This is a genomic window from Streptomyces sp. BL1, from assembly GCF_057628045.1.
In genome coordinates this window covers 786,082-803,650 of record NZ_JBXYWZ010000002.1, presented here as the reverse complement: position 1 = coordinate 803,650, position 17,569 = coordinate 786,082, and the positions used below count along the sequence as shown (strand labels likewise).

18 protein-coding genes are annotated in these 17,569 nt (G+C 72.4%); 7 read left to right on the top strand and 11 right to left on the bottom strand.

Going from position 1 to position 17,569, the window contains the following annotated elements; all coding sequences use genetic code 11:
- Positions 1 to 11: 11 nt before the first annotated feature.
- Complete coding sequence (locus tag AC3AGO_RS03735; RefSeq protein ID WP_487824525.1) at positions 12 to 818, top strand: family 1 encapsulin nanocompartment shell protein; 807 nt, start codon at positions 12 to 14, stop codon at positions 816 to 818.
- Positions 819 to 889: 71 nt separating this feature from the next.
- Here AC3AGO_RS03735 and AC3AGO_RS03730 read toward each other — a convergent pair whose 3' ends face one another.
- From AC3AGO_RS03730 to AC3AGO_RS03720, 3 genes are all read right to left on the bottom strand, one after another.
- Complete coding sequence (locus tag AC3AGO_RS03730; protein WP_487818653.1) at positions 890 to 1,267, bottom strand: nuclear transport factor 2 family protein; 378 nt, start codon at positions 1,265 to 1,267, stop codon at positions 890 to 892.
- A 40-nt stretch (positions 1,268 to 1,307) separates the two neighbouring features.
- Positions 1,308 to 2,015, bottom strand: a complete 708-nt coding sequence (locus AC3AGO_RS03725; protein ID WP_487818652.1) for a B3/B4 domain-containing protein — start codon at positions 2,013 to 2,015, stop codon at positions 1,308 to 1,310.
- Between the two features lie 188 nt (positions 2,016 to 2,203).
- Entirely contained in the window at positions 2,204 to 3,040 is an 837-nt protein-coding gene (locus AC3AGO_RS03720; protein ID WP_487818651.1) for an EamA family transporter, read from the bottom strand.
- A gap of 122 nt (positions 3,041 to 3,162) precedes the next feature.
- Here AC3AGO_RS03720 and AC3AGO_RS03715 point away from each other — a divergent pair, with 122 nt between their 5' ends.
- Positions 3,163 to 3,732 carry a helix-turn-helix domain-containing protein gene (locus AC3AGO_RS03715; RefSeq protein ID WP_487818650.1) on the top strand — a complete coding sequence of 190 codons (570 nt, stop codon included), beginning with the start codon at positions 3,163 to 3,165 and terminating at the stop codon, positions 3,730 to 3,732.
- 6 nt (positions 3,733 to 3,738) lie between these two features.
- On the opposite strand, the gene AC3AGO_RS03710 is transcribed toward AC3AGO_RS03715, so the two are convergent.
- Both AC3AGO_RS03710 and AC3AGO_RS03705 read right to left on the bottom strand, forming a co-directional pair.
- Positions 3,739 to 4,317 carry a DUF2165 domain-containing protein gene (locus tag AC3AGO_RS03710; protein ID WP_487818649.1) on the bottom strand — a complete coding sequence of 193 codons (579 nt, stop codon included), beginning with the start codon at positions 4,315 to 4,317 and terminating at the stop codon, positions 3,739 to 3,741.
- A 152-nt stretch (positions 4,318 to 4,469) separates the two neighbouring features.
- Positions 4,470 to 5,114 (bottom strand): helix-turn-helix domain-containing protein, encoded by a 645-nt coding sequence (locus AC3AGO_RS03705; protein ID WP_487818648.1) that lies wholly within the window; start codon positions 5,112 to 5,114, stop codon positions 4,470 to 4,472.
- A gap of 65 nt (positions 5,115 to 5,179) precedes the next feature.
- Here AC3AGO_RS03705 and AC3AGO_RS03700 point away from each other — a divergent pair, with 65 nt between their 5' ends.
- Complete coding sequence (locus AC3AGO_RS03700; protein ID WP_487818647.1) at positions 5,180 to 5,977, top strand: class II aldolase/adducin family protein; 798 nt, start codon at positions 5,180 to 5,182, stop codon at positions 5,975 to 5,977.
- Positions 5,978 to 6,055: 78 nt separating this feature from the next.
- Here AC3AGO_RS03700 and AC3AGO_RS03695 read toward each other — a convergent pair whose 3' ends face one another.
- The gene (locus tag AC3AGO_RS03695) at positions 6,056 to 6,862 is read right to left on the bottom strand and encodes an MBL fold metallo-hydrolase (RefSeq protein WP_487818646.1); all 807 of its coding nucleotides are present in this window, start codon (positions 6,860 to 6,862) and stop codon (positions 6,056 to 6,058) included.
- Positions 6,863 to 6,951: 89 nt separating this feature from the next.
- On the opposite strand from AC3AGO_RS03695, the gene AC3AGO_RS03690 reads away from it, so the two are divergent.
- The 3 genes from AC3AGO_RS03690 (at position 6,952) to AC3AGO_RS03680 (ending at position 9,789) form a co-directional block, all read left to right on the top strand.
- A complete protein-coding gene (locus tag AC3AGO_RS03690) occupies positions 6,952 to 7,551 on the top strand; it encodes a CGNR zinc finger domain-containing protein (protein ID WP_487818645.1) in 600 nt (199 codons plus the stop codon).
- Between the two features lie 134 nt (positions 7,552 to 7,685).
- A complete protein-coding gene (locus tag AC3AGO_RS03685; RefSeq protein ID WP_487818644.1) occupies positions 7,686 to 8,177 on the top strand; it encodes a MarR family winged helix-turn-helix transcriptional regulator in 492 nt (163 codons plus the stop codon).
- 187 nt (positions 8,178 to 8,364) lie between these two features.
- A complete protein-coding gene (locus AC3AGO_RS03680; RefSeq protein ID WP_487824524.1) occupies positions 8,365 to 9,789 on the top strand; it encodes an MFS transporter in 1,425 nt (474 codons plus the stop codon).
- A 62-nt stretch (positions 9,790 to 9,851) separates the two neighbouring features.
- Here the strand turns inward: AC3AGO_RS03680 and AC3AGO_RS03675 are convergent, their stop codons facing one another.
- The 3 genes from AC3AGO_RS03675 to AC3AGO_RS03665 form a co-directional block, all read right to left on the bottom strand.
- Positions 9,852 to 10,196 (bottom strand): VOC family protein, encoded by a 345-nt coding sequence (locus AC3AGO_RS03675; protein WP_487818643.1) that lies wholly within the window; start codon positions 10,194 to 10,196, stop codon positions 9,852 to 9,854.
- Positions 10,197 to 10,353: 157 nt separating this feature from the next.
- Positions 10,354 to 11,844, bottom strand: coding sequence for an MFS transporter (locus AC3AGO_RS03670; RefSeq protein ID WP_487818642.1), 1,491 nt, complete (start codon positions 11,842 to 11,844; stop codon positions 10,354 to 10,356).
- Positions 11,841 to 12,689, bottom strand: coding sequence for an alpha/beta fold hydrolase (locus tag AC3AGO_RS03665; protein WP_487818641.1), 849 nt, complete (start codon positions 12,687 to 12,689; stop codon positions 11,841 to 11,843). Before AC3AGO_RS03665 ends, AC3AGO_RS03670 begins: the two co-directional genes overlap by 4 nt.
- Positions 12,690 to 12,801: 112 nt before the next feature.
- Here AC3AGO_RS03665 and AC3AGO_RS03660 point away from each other — a divergent pair, with 112 nt between their 5' ends.
- Positions 12,802 to 13,749, top strand: a complete 948-nt coding sequence (locus AC3AGO_RS03660) for a LysR family transcriptional regulator (protein ID WP_487824523.1) — start codon at positions 12,802 to 12,804, stop codon at positions 13,747 to 13,749.
- A gap of 65 nt (positions 13,750 to 13,814) precedes the next feature.
- On the opposite strand, the gene helR is transcribed toward AC3AGO_RS03660, so the two are convergent.
- Positions 13,815 to 15,983 carry an RNA polymerase recycling motor ATPase HelR gene (helR, locus tag AC3AGO_RS03655; RefSeq protein WP_487818640.1) on the bottom strand — a complete coding sequence of 723 codons (2,169 nt, stop codon included), beginning with the start codon at positions 15,981 to 15,983 and terminating at the stop codon, positions 13,815 to 13,817.
- Positions 15,984 to 16,132: 149 nt separating this feature from the next.
- The gene (locus AC3AGO_RS03650; RefSeq protein WP_487818639.1) at positions 16,133 to 17,371 is read right to left on the bottom strand and encodes a glycosyltransferase; all 1,239 of its coding nucleotides are present in this window, start codon (positions 17,369 to 17,371) and stop codon (positions 16,133 to 16,135) included.
- Positions 17,372 to 17,569 lie beyond the last annotated feature (198 nt).

The following is a 17,569-nucleotide window of genomic DNA, read 5'->3' as shown; positions in this document are numbered from 1 at the left end:
CGCACAGCGCCATGACCAACCTGCACCGTGAACTGGCCCCCATCACCCCCGCGGCATGGGACGAGATCGAGGAGGAGGCCCGGCGTACCTTCCGCCGCAACCTCGCCGGCCGCCGCGTCGTGGACGTCACCGGACCCGACGGGCCCGAGCTGGCGGCCGTGGGGACCGGGCACCTCTCCTCCGTCGAGGCGCCGGCGGACGGGGTCGGCGCACAATTGCGCGAAGCCCAGCCGCTGGTCGAGCTGCGGGTGCCCTTCACTGTCAGCCGCGCCGCCGTCGACGACGTCGAGCGCGGCGCGAAGGACTCGGACTGGCAGCCGGTCAAGGACGCGGCGCAGGCCATGGCGTTCGCCGAGGACCGCGCCGTGTTCGACGGCTTCGCCGCCGCCGGCATCGACGGGCTGCGCAGCAGCACCTCCAACCCCGTGCTCAGCCTCCCGGCCGAGGCACGCGACTTCCCCGACACCGTCAGCCACGGCCTGACCACCCTGCGCCTCGCCGGCGTCGAGGGCCCGTACTCGCTGCTGCTGGGGCCCGACGCCTACACGGCCGTCAGCGAGACCTCCGACCACGGCTACCCCATCGCCGCGCACCTCGCCCGCATCCTCGACGGCCAGCCGATCTGGGCGCCCGCGCTGACCGGCGCTTTCCTGCTGTCCACCCGGGGCGGCGACTTCGAGCTGCGCCTGGGCGAGGACCTGGCCATCGGCTACGCAGCGCACGATGCCGACAGCATCGAGCTCTACTTCCGCCAGACCCTGACGTTTCTCACCTACACCGACGAGGCCGTGGTGGCCCTGGACTCACCCACGGGCTGAGCAGCCGGCCGTTCCACACTGTGGCCCGGGGCCTCCTCCGTACGCGGGGAGCCCCGGGCCACGGTGCGCGTTCAGCGCGCCCCCGCCGGGTTGGCGTCCTCGCCGAGGTACGTGCCGTATCCCTCGGTGACCAGCGGGCCGTCGAAGAGCAGCACCTCGTTGACCAACCCGCCCTTCTGGTTGCGGTAGTTGATGACGAGGCTGTCCAGGCCGACGTAGTGGCCGACCACTTCGAACTTCAGGTCCGGGATGCGCCGCAGGCCCTCCGACCAGTACGCGCGCAGCGCCTCCTTGCCGCGCATGACCCCGTCACCGCCCAGCAGTTGGGCCGCCACCGGCGAGCGGAACGTCACGTCGTCGGCGAAGTGCGCCAGGAGGGCGTCCAGGTCGTGCGCGTTCCACGCCGCCACCCAGGAGTCGACGAACGCCCGCGCTTCTTCATGATCCATGCGCGCATTATGCCGCTCCGCCGCTCCGGCGGTGGGTCGCTCAGGCGGTGGCCCGGGGGTGTTCGGGGCTGAGGTAGTGCACGGCGGTCCCGGTGGTGTGCGGGGTGAGGAGGGTCTGGAGTTCGTCCGCCGCGGCCTCGAGGAGGTGGCCGTCGCGGGTGGCGCGGACGGTTTCGAGGACGAAGGCGACGTGCGTGGAGTCCTCGGTGACGCGGGTGCGGTGCGCGTCGCGGTGGTTCCAGTGCCGCGTCAGCACACCGGTGGAGTCCGCGTAGATGATCTCGCCGGGCTTGGGGTGCTCGACGGTGCCGGGCTCGCCGAGCGGGGTGAAGGACTCGGAGCCCTCCGCGTACCGGATCTCGACGTCGCCGGTCACGTGGCCCAGGTCGAAGGCGCCGGCGGGCAGGCCGTGGTGGACGGAGACGGCGTTGTAGGAGTCGACGGCCGGGTTGATGCGCGGCAGGCTGCCCTTCTTGGCGAAGCGGCGGCCGAGCGCGTCGACGCTGGGGCGGATGCGGCGCGGATTGGTGCCGAAGGAGCGGTACGCGGTGTGCCAGGCCTCGATGCGCGGGTCGGACTCCTCCGCGGGCTGCCAGGTGCCGTCGGCCAGCCGCGTCTCCAACTCCTGTACGGCGGCGGCTGTTTGCGGCCAGTCTTCGTGGCCGCGCACTCCGGTGGCGGTGACCAGGGCGATGAGGGTGTCGTCGAAGGCGTCGGCGACGGCGGGGGTGAGGTGGAAGGCGGTCATGGGGTTTCCGTTTCCTGGGTGGGGGCGGGCGGGTGCGGGGCTTCTGTCAGGGGCCGACGCGGTCGGGGCGGCTGAGCTGCTGGCGTGCGGCGGGCGTATCGAGGCCCAACATGCGCTGCTTCTCGGTGTGTTGGGCCTCGGGCGTGCTCAAGTCGGGGCCGCGGTGCCCGGGTCGGCGCCGGGCGTGCTCAGGTCAGGGCGAGGAGGCTGACGGCGACGGCGGCGGTGCCCAGGCCGACGAGCTGCCCGCGGTGCACGCGCTCGGCGAGTACGCCCCGGGCGAGCAGCACCGTCCCGGCCGGGTAGAGCGCGGTGATCACGGCGACGACGGCGAGGTCGCCGCTGCGGGCGGCCAGCAGGAACAGCAGGTTCGCGAGCGAGTCCAGTACGCCCGCGGCCGCCGACATCGCGTACGCGGGCCGCTCCGCACCCAGCTTGCGGTGCAGCAGCCCGGCCGCGGTCAGGGTGACGGCCGAGGAGACGGCGCGGCCGATGATCAGCGGAGCCACGCCGCTGTCGGACGGCGCCTGGTGCAGGAAGACCAGCTGCAGGGCGATGGCGGCGCCCGCGCCGAAGGCCAGCAACAGCGCCGTACGCGCGGGGCGCGCAGAGCCGGCGCCGTGTCCGGCACTGACCAGCACCACCGCCACCAGCGCGAGGGGCAGGCCCAACAGCCCGGCCGTACCCAGGTGTTCGCCCTGGACGAGGCCCACGGCGACGGGCAGCGCGGCGGAGACCAGGGCGGTCACCGGCGAGAGCACGTTCATCGGGCCGATCGCGAGGGTGCGGTAGAGCAGGGCGAACGCGGCGGCCGAGGCGACGCCGGAGGCGGCTCCCCAGCCGAGGGTGGAGAGGCTGAAGGAGGCGCCGAGCAGCGGCCACAGCAGCAGCTCGACGGCGAGACTGGCCGGTGCCGCGATCATCACGGTGCGCAGGACGTGGGCCTTGCGGGCGCCGAGGCCGCCGAGGAAGTCGGCGCACCCGTAGGCGAGGGAGCTGCCCAGGGCCAGCAGCAGAGCGATCACGAGGTCATCCCTTACTATGCAGTGGAACGACCGAACCGTACAACAAAACGACCGTCCGGTGTCAACCAAACGACCGGGCGGTGCATTCAAATGGTTCAGCCCGGCCTGCGAGGATGGAGCACATGATCGAGACGGATGCCGCGCTGCGGACGGTCGCGCACAACGTCCGGGCGGCCCGTACCCGCGCGGGCCTGTCCCTGGAAGAGCTCAGCCGGCGCGCCCAGGTCAGCAAGGGCGCCCTGGTGGGGCTCGAAAAGGCCCAGGGCAACCCCAACTTGACCACCCTGGTCCGGCTGGCCGACACCCTCGGCATCTCGGTGTCCGCGCTGATGCAGGGGCCGCCCGAGGGGCGCGTACGCGTCGTGGCCGCCGATGCTGTGGCGCCCCTGTGGACCGGTGAATCGGGGAGTCAGGCCCGGCTCATGCTCACCACCTCGGGCCCGTCCCCGGTCGAGGTCTGGCGCTGGCAGCTGGAGCCGGACGAAGAGTACCCGAGCCACCCGCACCAGGCCGGCGTCGTGGAAACCCTCAGCGTCACCGCGGGCAGTATGACCCTGATCGTCGACGGCGCCGAGCACCCCGTCGAAGCCGGCCAGACCGCCACGTTCGACGGCGACGCCCCGCACACCTACCGCGGCGCGGGCACGGGGACCTGCCACCTGATCATGACGGTCCACCTGCCGCCCGCCTGAAACGGCTCAGTCCGCACCCTGCCGACGTCGCGCGCCCTCCGGCAGGTGAACGACTATCAGGGCCAGTCCCGCCAGCAGGAAGTTGCGGGTCGCCGCCTCCAGCCCGTTCCAGTTCTCGGACTGCCACATCGAGAACCATTCACCGCCCACCGCGATGAAGCCGGCACCGAAGAGCAGCAGCACCATCAGCAGCCCGATGCTGCTCAGCCGCCGCGCCCGCGCATATCCGCTGCCGTGCCGCGCGTCCCGTACCCAGCACACCCCGGCCGTGATGAGCACCAGCGCGGCCGCCGTCTCCCAGACGATGATCGCGATGTAGGCGGTGTCCTGCAGCGGCCGCGAGGTGATGGCCCGCCACATCACGTCGGGGTCCTTGAAGGTGGTGTCCATCGCGAGGACGTGGCGCACGAATTCCTGGTTGGTGCCGAAGTCGGTGATGTTGCCGAAGGCGACAAGTGCCATGTAGAGGGCGACCGTTGCGGTGAGCAGCCCCGCGGCGAGGGGCAGCGCGGAGAACGCCGTCCTGGGGCCGCGCGGTGCGGCTCTCGCCGTCCTCCGCGCAGTGGATCCGAACCGTGCGGCCATCCCCGGGCTCCCCTCGACACCGTACGGAACAAGCGTGCAGCCCAGCCTCCTACGGCCCGTACCTCGTACAACAGGCCGACTTCGGCCGCCTTTTACGGCATACCCGCGCTCAAGCTGGTGACCGGCGACCACGGGGGAGTCCGGCTGGAGTGTCAGCGGTGTGCGTCGCCGCGGTGCGGCGGGGAGGCGGCCGAGACGATGTGGACGGCCGCCGTTCCGCGGCCGGTGTTGTGGAGCAGATGCGGGCTCCGGGCGTCGAAGTGCGCCGCGTCGCCGGGCTGGAGATCGACAGTCCGGGCGCCGATCTCCAGACGAATGCGGCCGGCGGAGACCAGCAGCCACTCCTCTCCCGCATGCTGTGCGGGGCGGCTCGTACGGGCGGCCGCGGGCAACTCCAGCCGGATCGCCTCCAGTACGTTCGGGCCGGCGATGCCGCTCAACGCCGCGTACTGGCCGTCCGGCCCGTCGTGCAGCGGCGCCTCGTCGCCGCGGTAGACCTGGCAGAGGCTCTGCTCCTGGGGTTCCTCGCCGACGAGTTGGCCGAGCGGCACGCCGTAGGTCCGCGCGAGGTGCATGAGGACCCCGACGGACGGCTGGCGCTCGCCGCGCTCCAGGCGGGAGAGGTGCCCCAGGGACACCCCGATGGCCTCCGCCGCCTCGGCGAGCTTCCAGCCCATGCGGCGGCGCGCCTCCAACAGGCGCTGGGCGATGAGCTGTTCCAGCGGGGCCGGCGCCTCGGCGTCCCGCCCCTCGGGCGATCCGTCACTGTGGCGCTGCCGCGTGGGAGGGGTTGACACTGTTTGCCTCCTGGGCGAATCCTCTTGTCTCGCAGGCGAATTTACGTCGGTGAGGGGAGACGGCCATGCCTCGGACGCACACGACCGCGCAGGACGAGGCCGAGGTCCTCGACCTGGAGCCGCTGCCGGACCAGCAGTCCACGCTGGAGGCCGAACGGGAGCACCGCAAGCAGCAGTTGGCCGCGGCGTTCCGCATCTTCGCCCGGTTCGGCTTCGACGAGGGCATCGCCGGCCACATCACCGTGCGCGACCCGGAGCTGCCCGGCCACTTCTGGGTCAACCCGTACGCCGTGCACTTCTCCAGGATCAAGGTCAGTGACCTGCTGCTCCTGGACGATCAGGGCAAGGTCGCGCACGGGAGCCGCCGTACCAACAAGGCGGCGTTCTCCATCCATTCGACCATCCACGACGCGCGCCCCGACGTCGTCGCGGTCGCCCACGCGCACTCCCTGCACGGCCGGGCCTGGTCCGCGATGAACCGGCCGCTGGACCCGATCATCCAGGAGTCCTGCGCCTTCCACGGCGACCATGTGCTCTTCGACGAGTACAAGGGCCTGGTCCTCGACCGGGCCGAAGGCGAGCGCATCGCCGCCCGGTTGGGCGCCTGCCGCGCCGCGATCCTGCGCCACCACGGCCTCCTCACCGTCGGGCGGACCGTGGAGGAGGCGGCATGGTGGTTCATCACGATGGACCGCGCGTGCCAGATGCAGCTGCTCGCCGAGGCGGCCGGAGGCCCGCGGGTGATGAGCGAGGAGGAGGCGACGCTGGCGCACCGTCAGTTCGGCAACGCCAACATGGCCCGGCACAGCTTCAAGCTGCACGCGGACCTCGTCTTCGAACAGGAGCCGGACGTCCTGGAGTGACCCGTCGGCTGCGCTCGTCGCCGCGGGCCTCGCGCGCGGTGGCCGGGCAAGCGCCCGGCCACAGCGCGCGGGGCAGAGTCAGCCCCGGTTGCCGAAGTCCAGCCGGTCGGTCAGCCGGGCTTTGGTGAAGGCGGCTTCCAGCTCCTCGCGGCCCTCGGTGAAGTGGGCCCAGCTGTCGTAGTGGACGGGTACCACCCGGCGGGCGCCGAGGAGTTGGGCGGCTTCGGCGGCCTGGGCGCTGTCCAGGACGATGCACTGGCCGTCGAAGAGGACGCCCGGGAAGCGGGGGGCTCCGGCGAAGAGGACGGCGGTGTCCACTGGGCCGAAGTGCTCGGCGGTCTCCTTGACCGCGTCGAGGGAGGCGTTGTCGCCGCTGACGTAGACGGTGGGCAGGCCCTCGCCGGTCAGGACGAAGCCGACGACCTGGTCGAGGAGCGCTTCCACCTCCTCCCGCGGGCCGGGGCCGTGGATGGCGGGGACGCCGGTCACGGTGATCGTGCCGCCGCCGGGGCGGTCCAGCTGGACCGACTCCCAGTCGGCCAGGCCCTTGGCCTTCTCGCCCAGCTGCTCTGCCAGGCGCTTGCCGCCGACGGGCGTGGTCAGAGTGAGGGAGGCGTCGGCGAGCAGGGCCCGGCCGGAGTTGTCGAGGTTGTCGTCGTGCTCGTCGTGGGAGAGCAGGACGACATCGATGCGGCCCAGGTCGGCGGGGCTGCCGGAGGAAGGGGCCGTCTTGGTCAGCCGGCGGCCGTCCGGCCTGGGGTAGTCGCCGGGCGTGTCGAAGGTCGGGTCGGTCAGGAAGCGCAGCCCGCCGTACTCGAAGAGGGCGGTGGGGCCGCCGAAGACCCGGACGGGGAACTGGTCGGTCATGGCGCTGGCAGAAGGCATGGAACGTCTCCTCACGGATAAATATAGGTGAACCGTGAGACGACAGTAAGTGCTACTCACGGATACGCGCAACCCGTACCATGAGAGACATGAACGAGTCCGTGACCGAAGAGCCCGCCCTGCTGCCCGCGCAGGGAGAGGAGGAGCACCTCTCCCTCGCCCTCGCCAACAGCAGCGTCGCGCTGCCCGGCGGGCAGACGGTCGATCTCCTGGGGACCCCCGCGCAGGCGAACCACTGGCTGACGGCGCGCGGCCTGGCACCGGTCGATGCCGGGATGCTGGAAGTGTGCGCGACCCAACTGCGCTCACTGCGCGAACAGATCAGGTCGCTGCTCGCCTCCCGTGCCGCAGGGCTCTCCGCCCTTCCCGCCGCCGTCACGGCCATCAACGACGCGATGACCCGCGTCCCCACCGCCCCGCTGCTGCAGTGGGACGAGAAGACCGGCCCGTACCGCGCGACTCCCCACCCCACGACCGAGATCGTCGACCACGCCCTGGCGACCCTGGCCGCCGACGCGGCCGACCTGCTCACCGGTCCCGACGCCGAACGCCTCACCGCCTGCGGCTCCCCGCCCTGCAACCGCTACCTGCTGCGTCACGGCCGCCGCCACTGGTGCTCCACCCGCTGCGGTGACCGCGCCCGCGCCGCCCGCGCCTACGCCCGCCGTACCCGCGCCGCGCAGGGCTGAGGACGAACGCACCGGTCGCGCCAACGCCCTGGGTCCGCGGCGGAGTTCGTACGCCATGAGCCCTGTGCGTCGAGGGCGGGGTCGGGGAAAGTCCGTCTGCGGATAATCCCGTACGGACCGAATACGCTGGGTGCGTGACTTCCATGACGCCCGCGCGCACCGAACCGGACCTGTCCTTCCTGCTGGACCACACCAGTCACGTGCTGCGCACGCGGATGACCGCCGCGCTGGCGGAGATCGGGCTGACCTCGCGGATGCACTGCGTGCTCGTGCACGCCCTGGCGGAGGAGCGGACGCAGGTCCAGCTCGCCGAGATCGGGGACATGGACAAGACCACGATGGTGATCACGGTGGACGCCCTCGAGGAGGCGGAGCTGGCCGAGCGCCGTCCGTCGAGCACGGACCGGCGGGCGCGGATCATCGCCGTCACCGAGAAGGGCGCCGAAGTCGCCGCGCGCAGCCAGGAGATCGTCGACCAGGTGCACGAAGAGGCTCTGGAGGCGCTGCCCAAGGGGGAGCGGGCGGCGCTCGTGAAGGCCCTGACGCGACTCACCCGGGGGCACCTGGCCGCGCCGGCCGAGAGCCCGGCGCCCGCACGGCGGGCGCGCCAGTCGCGCCTGAAGTAACCGTACGACTGCGGCTGTTGAACATCTGAAGCCCCAGCGGACCCGCCCGTCGTGTGACCCGGCGCCGACGGCGGAAGAAGTGACCGAAAGAAATCATCTCCAACGAAACTATCTGCTACGGTCTTTCCTGTCGTCCTTCGACCGACAGGAGAAGCCCGTGCGTGCCACCTCCACCCCAGCAACCCGCCTGCGGACAGGGCGAGTTGACGGATCCGAACCCTCCCGTTCCCGCCGGCTCGCCCTCGGGGTCATCGCCACGGCGCTGCTGATGAACGTGCTGGACGGCAGCATCGTGACCGTCGCCATGCCGGCCATCCAGCGCGACCTCGGCTTCTCACCGGCAGGTCTGAGCTGGGTCGTCAACGCCTACCTCATCGCCTTCGGCGGTCTGCTGCTGTTCGCCGGGCGGCTCGGCGACCTCATCGGCCGCAAGCGCATATTCCTGACGGGGGTCGCCGTGTTCACCGCGGCCTCGCTGCTCGCGGGCGCGGCCACCTCGCCCGGCATCCTGATAGCGGCCCGCTTCCTGCAGGGCGTGGGCAGCGCGATGTCGGCCGCGGTCAGCCTCGGAATCCTGGTCACGCTCTTCACCGAGCCCCGCGAACGGGCCCGCGCCATCGCGGTGTTCAGCTTCACCGGAGCGGTCGGCGCCTCGCTCGGACAGGTGGCCGGCGGCGTACTCACCGACGTACTGAACTGGCATTGGATCTTCTTCATCAACCTGCCGATAGGGCTCGCCGCCCTCGTCCTCGCCGTACCGGCGCTGCCCGCCGACCGCGGCCTCGGACGCTCCGCCGGAGCGGATGTGACCGGCGCGCTCCTCGTCACCTCCGGGCTGATGCTGGGCATCTACACGGTCGTCAAGGTCGAGACGTACGGCTGGAGTTCGGCGCACACGCTCGGCCTCGGCGCCCTCGCGGCCGCCCTGCTCGCCGCGTTCGTGGGACGCCAGGCCACCGCGCGGACCCCGCTCATGCCCCTGCGGATCCTGCGTTCACGCAGCGTCGCCGGCGCCAATCTCGTCCAGGTCCTCATGGTGGCGGCGCTGTTCTCGTTCCAGGTCATCGTCGCGCTGTATCTGCAGAACGTGCGCGGATACGGCGCCGCGGAGACGGGTCTGGCCATGCTCCCGGCGGCCGTGATCATCGGCGCGGTCTCGCTGGGCGTCTCAGCGCGGCTGATCGGCCGCTTCGGCGAACGTACCGTCCTGCTGGCCGGACTCGCCCTGCTGACCGTGCTGTTCGCGCTGCTCGTACGGCTGCCGGTGCACGCCACGTACGTCACCGACCTGCTCCCGGTGATGCTGCTCGCCGCGGGCTTCGGTCTCGCCCTGCCCGCCTTGACCTCGCTCGGCATGTCCGGCGCGAGCGAGACGGACGCCGGGCTCGCCTCCGGGCTCTTCAACACCACGCAGCAGATCGGCATGGCGCTGGGGATCGCCGTCCTGTCCACCGTGGCGGCCACGCGCACCGAGAAGCTGATCGCGGCGGGGGAGCCCCGGCCGGAAGCCCTGACGTCCGGCTACCACCTGGCCTTCGCCATCGGCGCCGGCCTGTTGGCCACGGCCCTGGCGGTCGTCCTGACGGTGTTGCGCCGCCCGGTGCGGACGTAACTCCCTTGACGGAGCCCTTCGTTGAGGGAGGGCTCCGCCGCGGCGCGGGTGTCAGGGGCGGATCACTGGCTCAGCACGTTGACGACCTTGCCGTTGGGGTCGCGGACGAAGAAGCGGCGTACTCCCCACTCCTCGTCCTGCAGGGGGTGGACGATCTCGGCGCCGCTCGCGCGTACCGCGGCGTAGACCGCGTCCACGTCCTCGACCTCCACACTCATGTCGGGCACGACCGGCGCCGACTTGTCCTGGCTGATGAAGGTGACCTGCGCGGTGGGATTGGAGGGGGAGGCGAGCGTCATGACCCAGCCCAGGTTCATGACCTCCTCGAACCCCAGCAGGCCGTAGAAGTCCCGGCTCTCCTCCATGGCCTCGGAGCGGATGTCGGGCATGGCGCGACGGATGGACATGGGTGACTCTCCTGCCGGCAGGTGAGAACGGACGCGGGCCTGATTCTCGCCCGCGGGCGCCGCGTTCGTCACCGTACGGCGCACCGGCCGTGCCGACGAAGAGCCCGCAACCGTGACGGACACGTCGTACGTCACGGCCCCTCGGCGCCCCGTACGGTCAGGACGCAGCGCCGGCTTCGACCGCCACCTGCTGACCGTTCGGCGGGCCGGACTGTCGCCGGTCGCGAAGGCGCAGGCTGATGAACGCCGTGAGGAGGAAGACGGCGGCCTCGTACGCCATGGCGTGTCCGAACGCGGCGTTCGGGCTGTCGGCGGGGGCGAAGTAGACCAGCCCTGCCGCGGTCACCCCGACCGATCCGCCGAGTTGCTGTGCCGTGGGCAGCAGCCCGGACACCGAACCGGCCGCCGGGCCGTGCACCTTCGCCAGCACCAGCGCGAACACCGAGGCGGTGAACGCACCGAACGCGGCGCCCCCGAGGGCCAGCACCGGCAACGCCGCCCCGCGTCCGGCCGCCGACCCGATGAGCAGCGCGAGGAGCACGGACACCCCCGCCAGAACCAGGGAGCTGACCGTGAGCACGGCGGGACCGTGGCGGCGTGAGAGCGCGGGTGCGGCGCGGCTGCCGAGAACGGCCGCGCCCGCGAACGGCACCGAGACCAGCGCGGCCGACAGGGCGGAAAAGCCGGCAGCGGACTGGAGATGGAGGAACAGCAGGTAAGTGAAGGACGGCACCGCGGCGTTGAAGACGAACACCAGCAGTACGCCTCCTCGTGCCGTGCGGTCGCGGAAGACCGAGGGGTGGACGAGGGGGTCGGGACGTCGGGGCAGGGTCCGGGCGAAACCTCCGGCGGCGGCTGCCGCCACGGCGAAACCGGCCCATGTCCACCAGGGCCAGCCCGCTTCCCGCCCCAGGGCGAGCGGCAGGACCAGCGCGCCGGCGCCCACGGTCGTCAGTACCGCGCCCACTGCGTCGACGCGTTGCCCCTCCGCGCCCCGCGTACGCGGCAGCACGCGCGCCCCGGCCAGCGAGGCGAGCGCCACCGGCACCGTGACGAGGAAGACGGGCCGCCAGCCGAGGCCGAACAGGTCGGCGCCGACGAGGAGTCCGCCGATCAGCGGGCCGGCCAGTGAGGCCACGCCCATCGTCGCGCCGAACAGGCCCAGGGCCCGTGGCCGCCGCGCCTCGGGCACGGCGACCCGGATGAGGGAGAGGACCTGTGGGGCGACCAGGCCGCTGCCCGCGCCCTGTACCAGCCGGGCAGCGATCAGCGAGACGGCGTCGGGGGCGCAGGCGCCGGCGGCCGAGCCGGCGGTGAAGACCACGGTGCCCAGCACGAACAGCCGCCGGTAGCCGTACCGGTCGCCCAGCCGCGCGGCCGTGATGAGCAGGCACGCGTAGGTGAGGGTGTAGCCCGCCAGGACGAGCTGCACGGTGCCGGGACCGGTATGCAGGCCGGCCTGTATCGCGGGGGCGGCGACCTGCGCGACGGTGACGTTGAGCAGCTGTACGAAGGTGGCGCTGAGCACCACCGGCAGCACGAACCGCCCGCCGCTCGCGGGCGCGGTGTCGTCCATAGGCCCGGTGTCGTCCACAGGACCGGTGCCGTACACCGGGCCGGTGGCGTTCACGGGGCGGGCGCCGCTCATGAGGCGAGCGCCGCGGCGAGTTCGCGGGGCCGGGCGGCGAAGGGGCTGTGGCTGCCCGGCAGCGTCCGCACGGTGAACGGGTTGCCGGGCACGGCCCGGTCGGCTTCCGCGATCATCAAGTCCTGTACGGCGGGCGGCAGTGCGCGGTCCTCCGCGCAGCGCAGGAACGTGCGCGGGATCCGTCCCCACCGCTCCGCGGTCACGGATACGGGCGTCGCCGGAATGGCCAGCGGCAGGTCCGGGCTCAGTGCGGTGCGCCAGCGGTCGAAGCGGTCGCGGGGCGTGTCGTGATAGTGGGTCTGCCGCAACTCCTCGATGTAGGCCGGGTCCTGGGACAGCGGGTTGATCCGTACAGCGCCCAGCGCCTCGGGGTCGCCGAGTCCGAGGCCCCGACCGTGGACCGTGGAGTTCTCGGGCGCGCCGAGGTAGTCGAAGAAGCACGGACGGCCGGCGGGAACGAACGCGGACAAGTACACGACCCGGTCGACGAGTTCGGGTGCGTGCTCGGCGGCCAGCGAGGCGGGGCCGCCGCCCGCGCTGTGTGCGACGAGCACGACCTCGCGGTGGTGGGGGCGGACGCGGCGCAGGGTGTCCAGCACGGACTCGGCGCACTCCTCCAGCGTCGCCGTGGCCAGCGGGGACTTCTCGTCCCGCAGACCAGGCTGGCCGGGCAGCAGGTATCCGGTGGGCAGCGGCGCGTCGAAGCCGTGCCCGGGCAGGTCGAGGGCCACGCTCGCGGCGCCGCGGGCGGCGAGGGCGCGCTGCGTCGCCGCCCACTGTGCGGAGCTGTGCCAGGCGCCGTGCACGAGGACGAAGACGGTGCCGGTCAGGGAGGAATCTGTCATGCCTTCATCCCACGCGAGGACCCCTGCGTAATCCAGTGAAAGATCTGGCACTCTGGATGGTGAGACTTTTCAGGTGTCGCCGGGGAGATGTCGTCGGGAGGCTGGGGCTGTGATGGAAGCGCGGCATCTGCGGTACGCGCTGACGCTGGCCGAGCACGAGCACTTCGGCCGGGCAGCCGCCGCCCTGGGGATCGCGCAGCCTCCCCTGTCCAAGCAGATCGCCGACCTGGAACGGGAGGTCGGGGCCCGGTTGTTCGACCGTACGCGCCAGGGGGTGTTCCCGACCGCGGCCGGCGAGGCGTTCCTCCTGCGGGCGCGCCGGGCGCTGGAGGAGATGACGGCGGCGAGCCTCGACGCGGGGCGGGCCGCGCGCGGCGAGACGGGCCGGCTGCGCCTGGGGTTCGTCGCCTCGGCGCTGCTCGATCCGCTGCCGGGAGTGCTGGGGCGGTTCGGCCGTGAACGGCCCGATGTGCGGCTGGAGTTGCACGAGATGGCGACGAGCCGCAGCACCGCGGCGCTGGTCAGCGGTGAGCTGGACGTGGCGATCACCCTGGGCCGGCCGCGCGGCGCCGGGGCCGAGCACCTGGTGTCCGTCCCGATCGGTCACGACCGTCTGACCGCTGTGGTGAGCACCGCGCACCCCTATGCGGGCCAACCGTCGGTGAGCGTCGACCAGTTGCGGCAGCAGCAGCTGATCGTGGCGCCCGGCGAGGACGAGCCCACCGTCCTCGCCGGGCTGCACGCCGTGCTGGGAAAGGACTCCACCGCGCTGTCCGGCGCGACCGTCGCACGGGACATCCACACGATCATCGGCCTCGCCGCTTCCGGTATCGGCGTGGGCCTGGGCCCCTCGCGCATGCTGGCGGCCCCGCGCCCCGGGACGTGGTGTTGCGAGGTCACCCCGCGTACGCCGCTGCCCGATCTGATCCTCTCCTTCGACGGCCGCGAGCGTTCCCCGGTGCTGGGCGCCTTCCTCGACACCATCCGCGCGAACTGCCCCGACGTCGGCGCGGCCCTCGACCACCGGCTCGGCTCCCACGCCGTCAACATGGCCACGTAGGCGCGTACTTCGGGCCGCCCTTTCACGTACCGGCAGGGCGGTGCGGGATCCGGCCGGGGTCACGGTCAGTCGCCGGTGAGGATAACGAGTTGCTGGGTGGCGCGGGTCATGGCGACGTAGTGGTCGACCGCTCCTTCGATGCCTTCGCCGAACGTCTGCGGGTCGAGGAGGACGACCAGGTCGAACTCCAGCCCCTTCGACAGCCGCGGGGTCAACGCCCGTACGCGGGGCGTCTCCTGGAACGCGCCGGAGAGGTCTCCCGTCCCGATGACGCACGCGATCCCCTCGGCATGCGCGACACTCCAGCCGTCGAGGACCGTTTCCAGCTCGGCGACGGAGCCGTGGCGTACGGGGACGCCGCTGCTGCGGACCGAGGTGGGCACGTTGGCGTCCGGGAGCGCGTCCCGGATGACCGGCTCGGCCTCGGCCATGACCTCTTCGGGCGTGCGGTAGTTGATGCTCAAGGAGGCCACGGTGCTCCGGTCCAGCCCGATGCGCTCCAGCCGTTCCTGCCACGACTCGGTGAAGCCGTGCCGGGCCTGGGCGCGGTCTCCGACGATGGTGAAGCTGCGCGAGGGGCAGCGCTGCAGCAGCATCTGCCATTCCGCGCCGGTCAGTTCCTGCGCCTCGTCCACGATGATGTGCGCGAACGGGCCGGCGAGCAGGTCCGGTTCGGCCGTGGGCAGGGCACTGTCGTCGATGAGGGTGTCCTGGAGGTCCTGGCCGCGCAGCATCCCGACCGCGCCCTGGCTCTCGTCGATGTCGGTGTCCTGGAGGATCCGGTCGGTGACGTCGGCCCGGCGTGCGCGTTCGGCGGCGACGGCGGCTTCGCGCCGTCGCTTGCGTGCGGACGCCTCCGGATCGCCGAGGCGCTGCCGTGCGGCGTCCAGCAGGGGCAGGTCGGACACCGTCCAGGACTGCGCCTCCGTACGGTGCAGGGCGCGTACGTCCTCGGGGCCGAGATGCGGTGCGCATTTGCGCAGGTAGGCGGGTACCGACCACAGGTCGGAGACGAGGTCGGCGGCTTCGAGCAGGGGCCAGGCCCGGTTGAGGGTCCCGATCAGCTCGCGGTTCTGCAGCAGTGACCTGCGCAGTTGGTCGGGCGGGGCTTCACTGTCGTCCTTGTCGGTCAGGATCGTCAGCAGTTCCTCGCGGATCTGGTCCCGGGCCTCGTTGTGCGGTGTGCCCGGTTCCACGGCGTCGAAGGCCGCCGCCCAGTCGTGCTTGCTCAGCCACAGATCCGACCAGTGGGTCTCCACCTCCATCCCCTCGGCGGGCGGCTCCTCGTAGAGGGCGACGGCCGGCTCGATCGCCCGCACCATCTCCGCGGAGGCCTTCAGACGGGCCACATGCGGGTCGCTCTCCTCGGCCGCCGCGGCGCCCTCGGCGACGAGGTCGCGCAGGGTGCAGGTCTGTACGCCCTCCTCGCCGAGGCTGGGCAGGACGTCGGCGACGTAGGCCAGATAGGGGCGGCTCGGCCCGACGAACAGGACACCGCCGCGCCGGTGCCCCAACCGCGGGTCGGAGTAGAGCAGATGGGCGGCACGGTGCAGGGCGACGACAGTCTTGCCCGTACCCGGACCGCCGTCGACGACGAGCGCGCCGCGCGAGCCCGCGCGGATGATGGCGTCCTGGTCGGCCTGGATGGTGGACAGTACGTCGCGCATCCGGTCCGAACGGGTGCTGCCCAGGCTGGCGATGAACGCGGACTGGTCATCGAGTGCCGCGTGCCCCTCCAGCCCGTCGGCGGTGAACACCTCGTCCCAGTAGTCGCTGATCCGGCCGCCGCTCCAGCGGTACCGGCGGCGGCTCGCCAGCCCCATCGGGCCGGCGTGCGTGGCGGCGAAGAACGGTTCGGCCGCCGGCGAGCGCCAGTCGACCAACAGCCGCTGCCCCTCACTGTCGGTCAGGCCCAGGCGTCCGATGTAGACGGGCTCGGGGTTGTCCGCCTCGACGATGCGCCCCAGGCACAGGTCCAGGCCGAAGCGCCGCAGTGTGCGCAGCCGGCCGGTCAGCCGGTGGATCTCCGCATCGCGGTCCATGGCCTCCCGGCCGACGCCGCCGGGCGCCTTGCGTTCGGCATCGAGACGCTCGGTCAGCTCGGCGATCGTCTCGTCGAGGGTCTTGGCGATGGCCGCGAAATGCTGCTCGTCGCGGCCGATCAGCTCCGGGTCGGCCTTGGCAGAGAGGTGGCCGGGCAAGTCGAAGGCGCTGGTGGTGGTCGGTGAGTTCATCTGCGGCTCCGGGAGGAGAGCGCCGGCGCACGGCAGGGCGTCGGCGTCGGGAGTGGGGTGGCGCGCCGGCCGGTCAGGGCCGTGCGCCGGGTGAGGGGGACGGGGCGCCCGGACGTGGGGCGTCCGGCTCGCGAGGCGGGAGTGTCGGGTCAGGCGTAGCCGGCCGGCGTACGGTTGCCGGCTGTCTCGTCGAGCAGCCGCTCGGCAGCCACGCGCGCCCCGTCGGTGCGGACCTGGGCGGCCACCGCGGCCGCGCGGGTACGGGTCCCGGGCGCCAGAGCCGTCTCCAGCGCGGCGGAGAGGGAGGCGACAGTCGGCGTCGGGCCGTCGTGCGCGGCGCCGATGCCCAACTCGGCCACCCGGCCCGCCCAGTACGGCTGGTCCACCGCCTGCGGCACCACCACCTGCGGTGCGCCGGAGCCGGTGGCCGTCGTCGTGGTGCCGGCGCCGCCGTGGTGCACGACGGCGGCCACCCGGCGGAACAGCGCCTGGTGGTTGACCTCGCCGACGACGAAGCAGTCGTCCCGGTCATCGAGCAGGGACAGGTCGGCCCAGCCGCGGGCGACCACGACGCGACGGCCCTGCGCGCGGACCGCATCGAGCGCCACCCGGGCCATGTCGGGCGCGGCGTGCAGGGGCATGCTGCCGAAGCCCACGAACACCGGAGGAGCACCGGCCTCCAGGAACGCCTCCAACTCGTCGGGGAGCGGCCGTTCGTCGGGCAGCGTCCACGCCCCGGTCTGTACGACGTCGAAGTCCGCCGGCCCCTGCCACGGGTCCAGGGCCGGATCCGTCGCCAGCCACGGACGGTCGCCGATGACGTGGCCGCGTACGTCGTCCACCGGGGGCAGCCCGGCTGCCGCCCGGTGGGTGTTGAGCGCCTCGCCGAAGAGCGCGTTGATGCTCTCGGCGTCCATTTCCCACAGCACCCGGTTGTCGGTGACCTCCGGCGGGAGCGGGCGGCCCGGATACGCGATCGGACGGCGGTCCGGCGAGGGCAGCGTGAGCTGCTGGAAGGTCACGGAGATCGAGGGGATGCCCAGCTTCTCCGCCACCGAGCGCGCCCCGGCCGCGGCCGGCATCGCACCGGTCGCCACCAGTACGTCACACCCCTCGGCCGCTGCCGGGAGCACCTCGAACAGCCCGGCGATCACCTCGGCCGCCCGCTCCGGCAGCGAGGACGGCGACGGCGCCGCCCTCGTCAGCGCCCGCGCCGACGGACCGGCCGGCACCAGCGGCACGCCGAGACCGGCCAGCCGCTGCGCGAAGTCCTCGTCGGGCGGCGCGCACACGCGTACCTCCGCGCCGAGTTCCCGCAGCCGCACCGCGAGCGCCACCAGCGGTTCGACGTCCCCCCGCGACCCATACGTCGACAACACCACACGCACTTCGCGACTCCTCATTTCGGGCACATTCCGGCTCGGAAAGAAGAGTGTGCGGCACCACGGGGGCCTTGCCGCAAGGCCCCCCATGCGCTATACATTAAGAGTGGCAAGGAAGCGGATGCGCTCCTTGCCCTTTTTGCTGCCCGCACCGGTCGGCCCTCCCCGCGGTGTTGAAATAGCCGCCCTTCCGGGGGAGTTGCC

What these genes read in the sequence shown, in the direction of transcription:
- AC3AGO_RS03710 (WP_487818649.1), bottom strand. Translation starts at nt 4,317, where the DNA reads ATGGCCGCACGGTTCGGATCCACTGCGCGGAGGACGGCGAGAGCCGCA.
- AC3AGO_RS03670 (WP_487818642.1), bottom strand. Translation starts at nt 11,844, where the DNA reads ATGAGCGGCGCCCGCCCCGTGAACGCCACCGGCCCGGTGTACGGCACC.
- AC3AGO_RS03695 (WP_487818646.1), bottom strand. Translation starts at nt 6,862, where the DNA reads ATGCCTTCTGCCAGCGCCATGACCGACCAGTTCCCCGTCCGGGTCTTC.
- AC3AGO_RS03675 (WP_487818643.1), bottom strand. Translation starts at nt 10,196, where the DNA reads ATGTCCATCCGTCGCGCCATGCCCGACATCCGCTCCGAGGCCATGGAG.
- AC3AGO_RS03715 (WP_487818650.1), top strand. Translation starts at nt 3,163, where the DNA reads ATGATCGAGACGGATGCCGCGCTGCGGACGGTCGCGCACAACGTCCGG.
- AC3AGO_RS03735 (WP_487824525.1), top strand. Translation starts at nt 12, where the DNA reads ATGACCAACCTGCACCGTGAACTGGCCCCCATCACCCCCGCGGCATGG.
- AC3AGO_RS03660 (WP_487824523.1), top strand. Translation starts at nt 12,802, where the DNA reads ATGGAAGCGCGGCATCTGCGGTACGCGCTGACGCTGGCCGAGCACGAG.
- AC3AGO_RS03730 (WP_487818653.1), bottom strand. Translation starts at nt 1,267, where the DNA reads ATGGATCATGAAGAAGCGCGGGCGTTCGTCGACTCCTGGGTGGCGGCG.
- helR (WP_487818640.1), bottom strand. Translation starts at nt 15,983, where the DNA reads ATGAACTCACCGACCACCACCAGCGCCTTCGACTTGCCCGGCCACCTC.
- AC3AGO_RS03665 (WP_487818641.1), bottom strand. Translation starts at nt 12,689, where the DNA reads ATGACAGATTCCTCCCTGACCGGCACCGTCTTCGTCCTCGTGCACGGC.
- AC3AGO_RS03700 (WP_487818647.1), top strand. Translation starts at nt 5,180, where the DNA reads ATGCCTCGGACGCACACGACCGCGCAGGACGAGGCCGAGGTCCTCGAC.
- AC3AGO_RS03725 (WP_487818652.1), bottom strand. Translation starts at nt 2,015, where the DNA reads ATGACCGCCTTCCACCTCACCCCCGCCGTCGCCGACGCCTTCGACGAC.
- AC3AGO_RS03690 (WP_487818645.1), top strand. Translation starts at nt 6,952, where the DNA reads ATGAACGAGTCCGTGACCGAAGAGCCCGCCCTGCTGCCCGCGCAGGGA.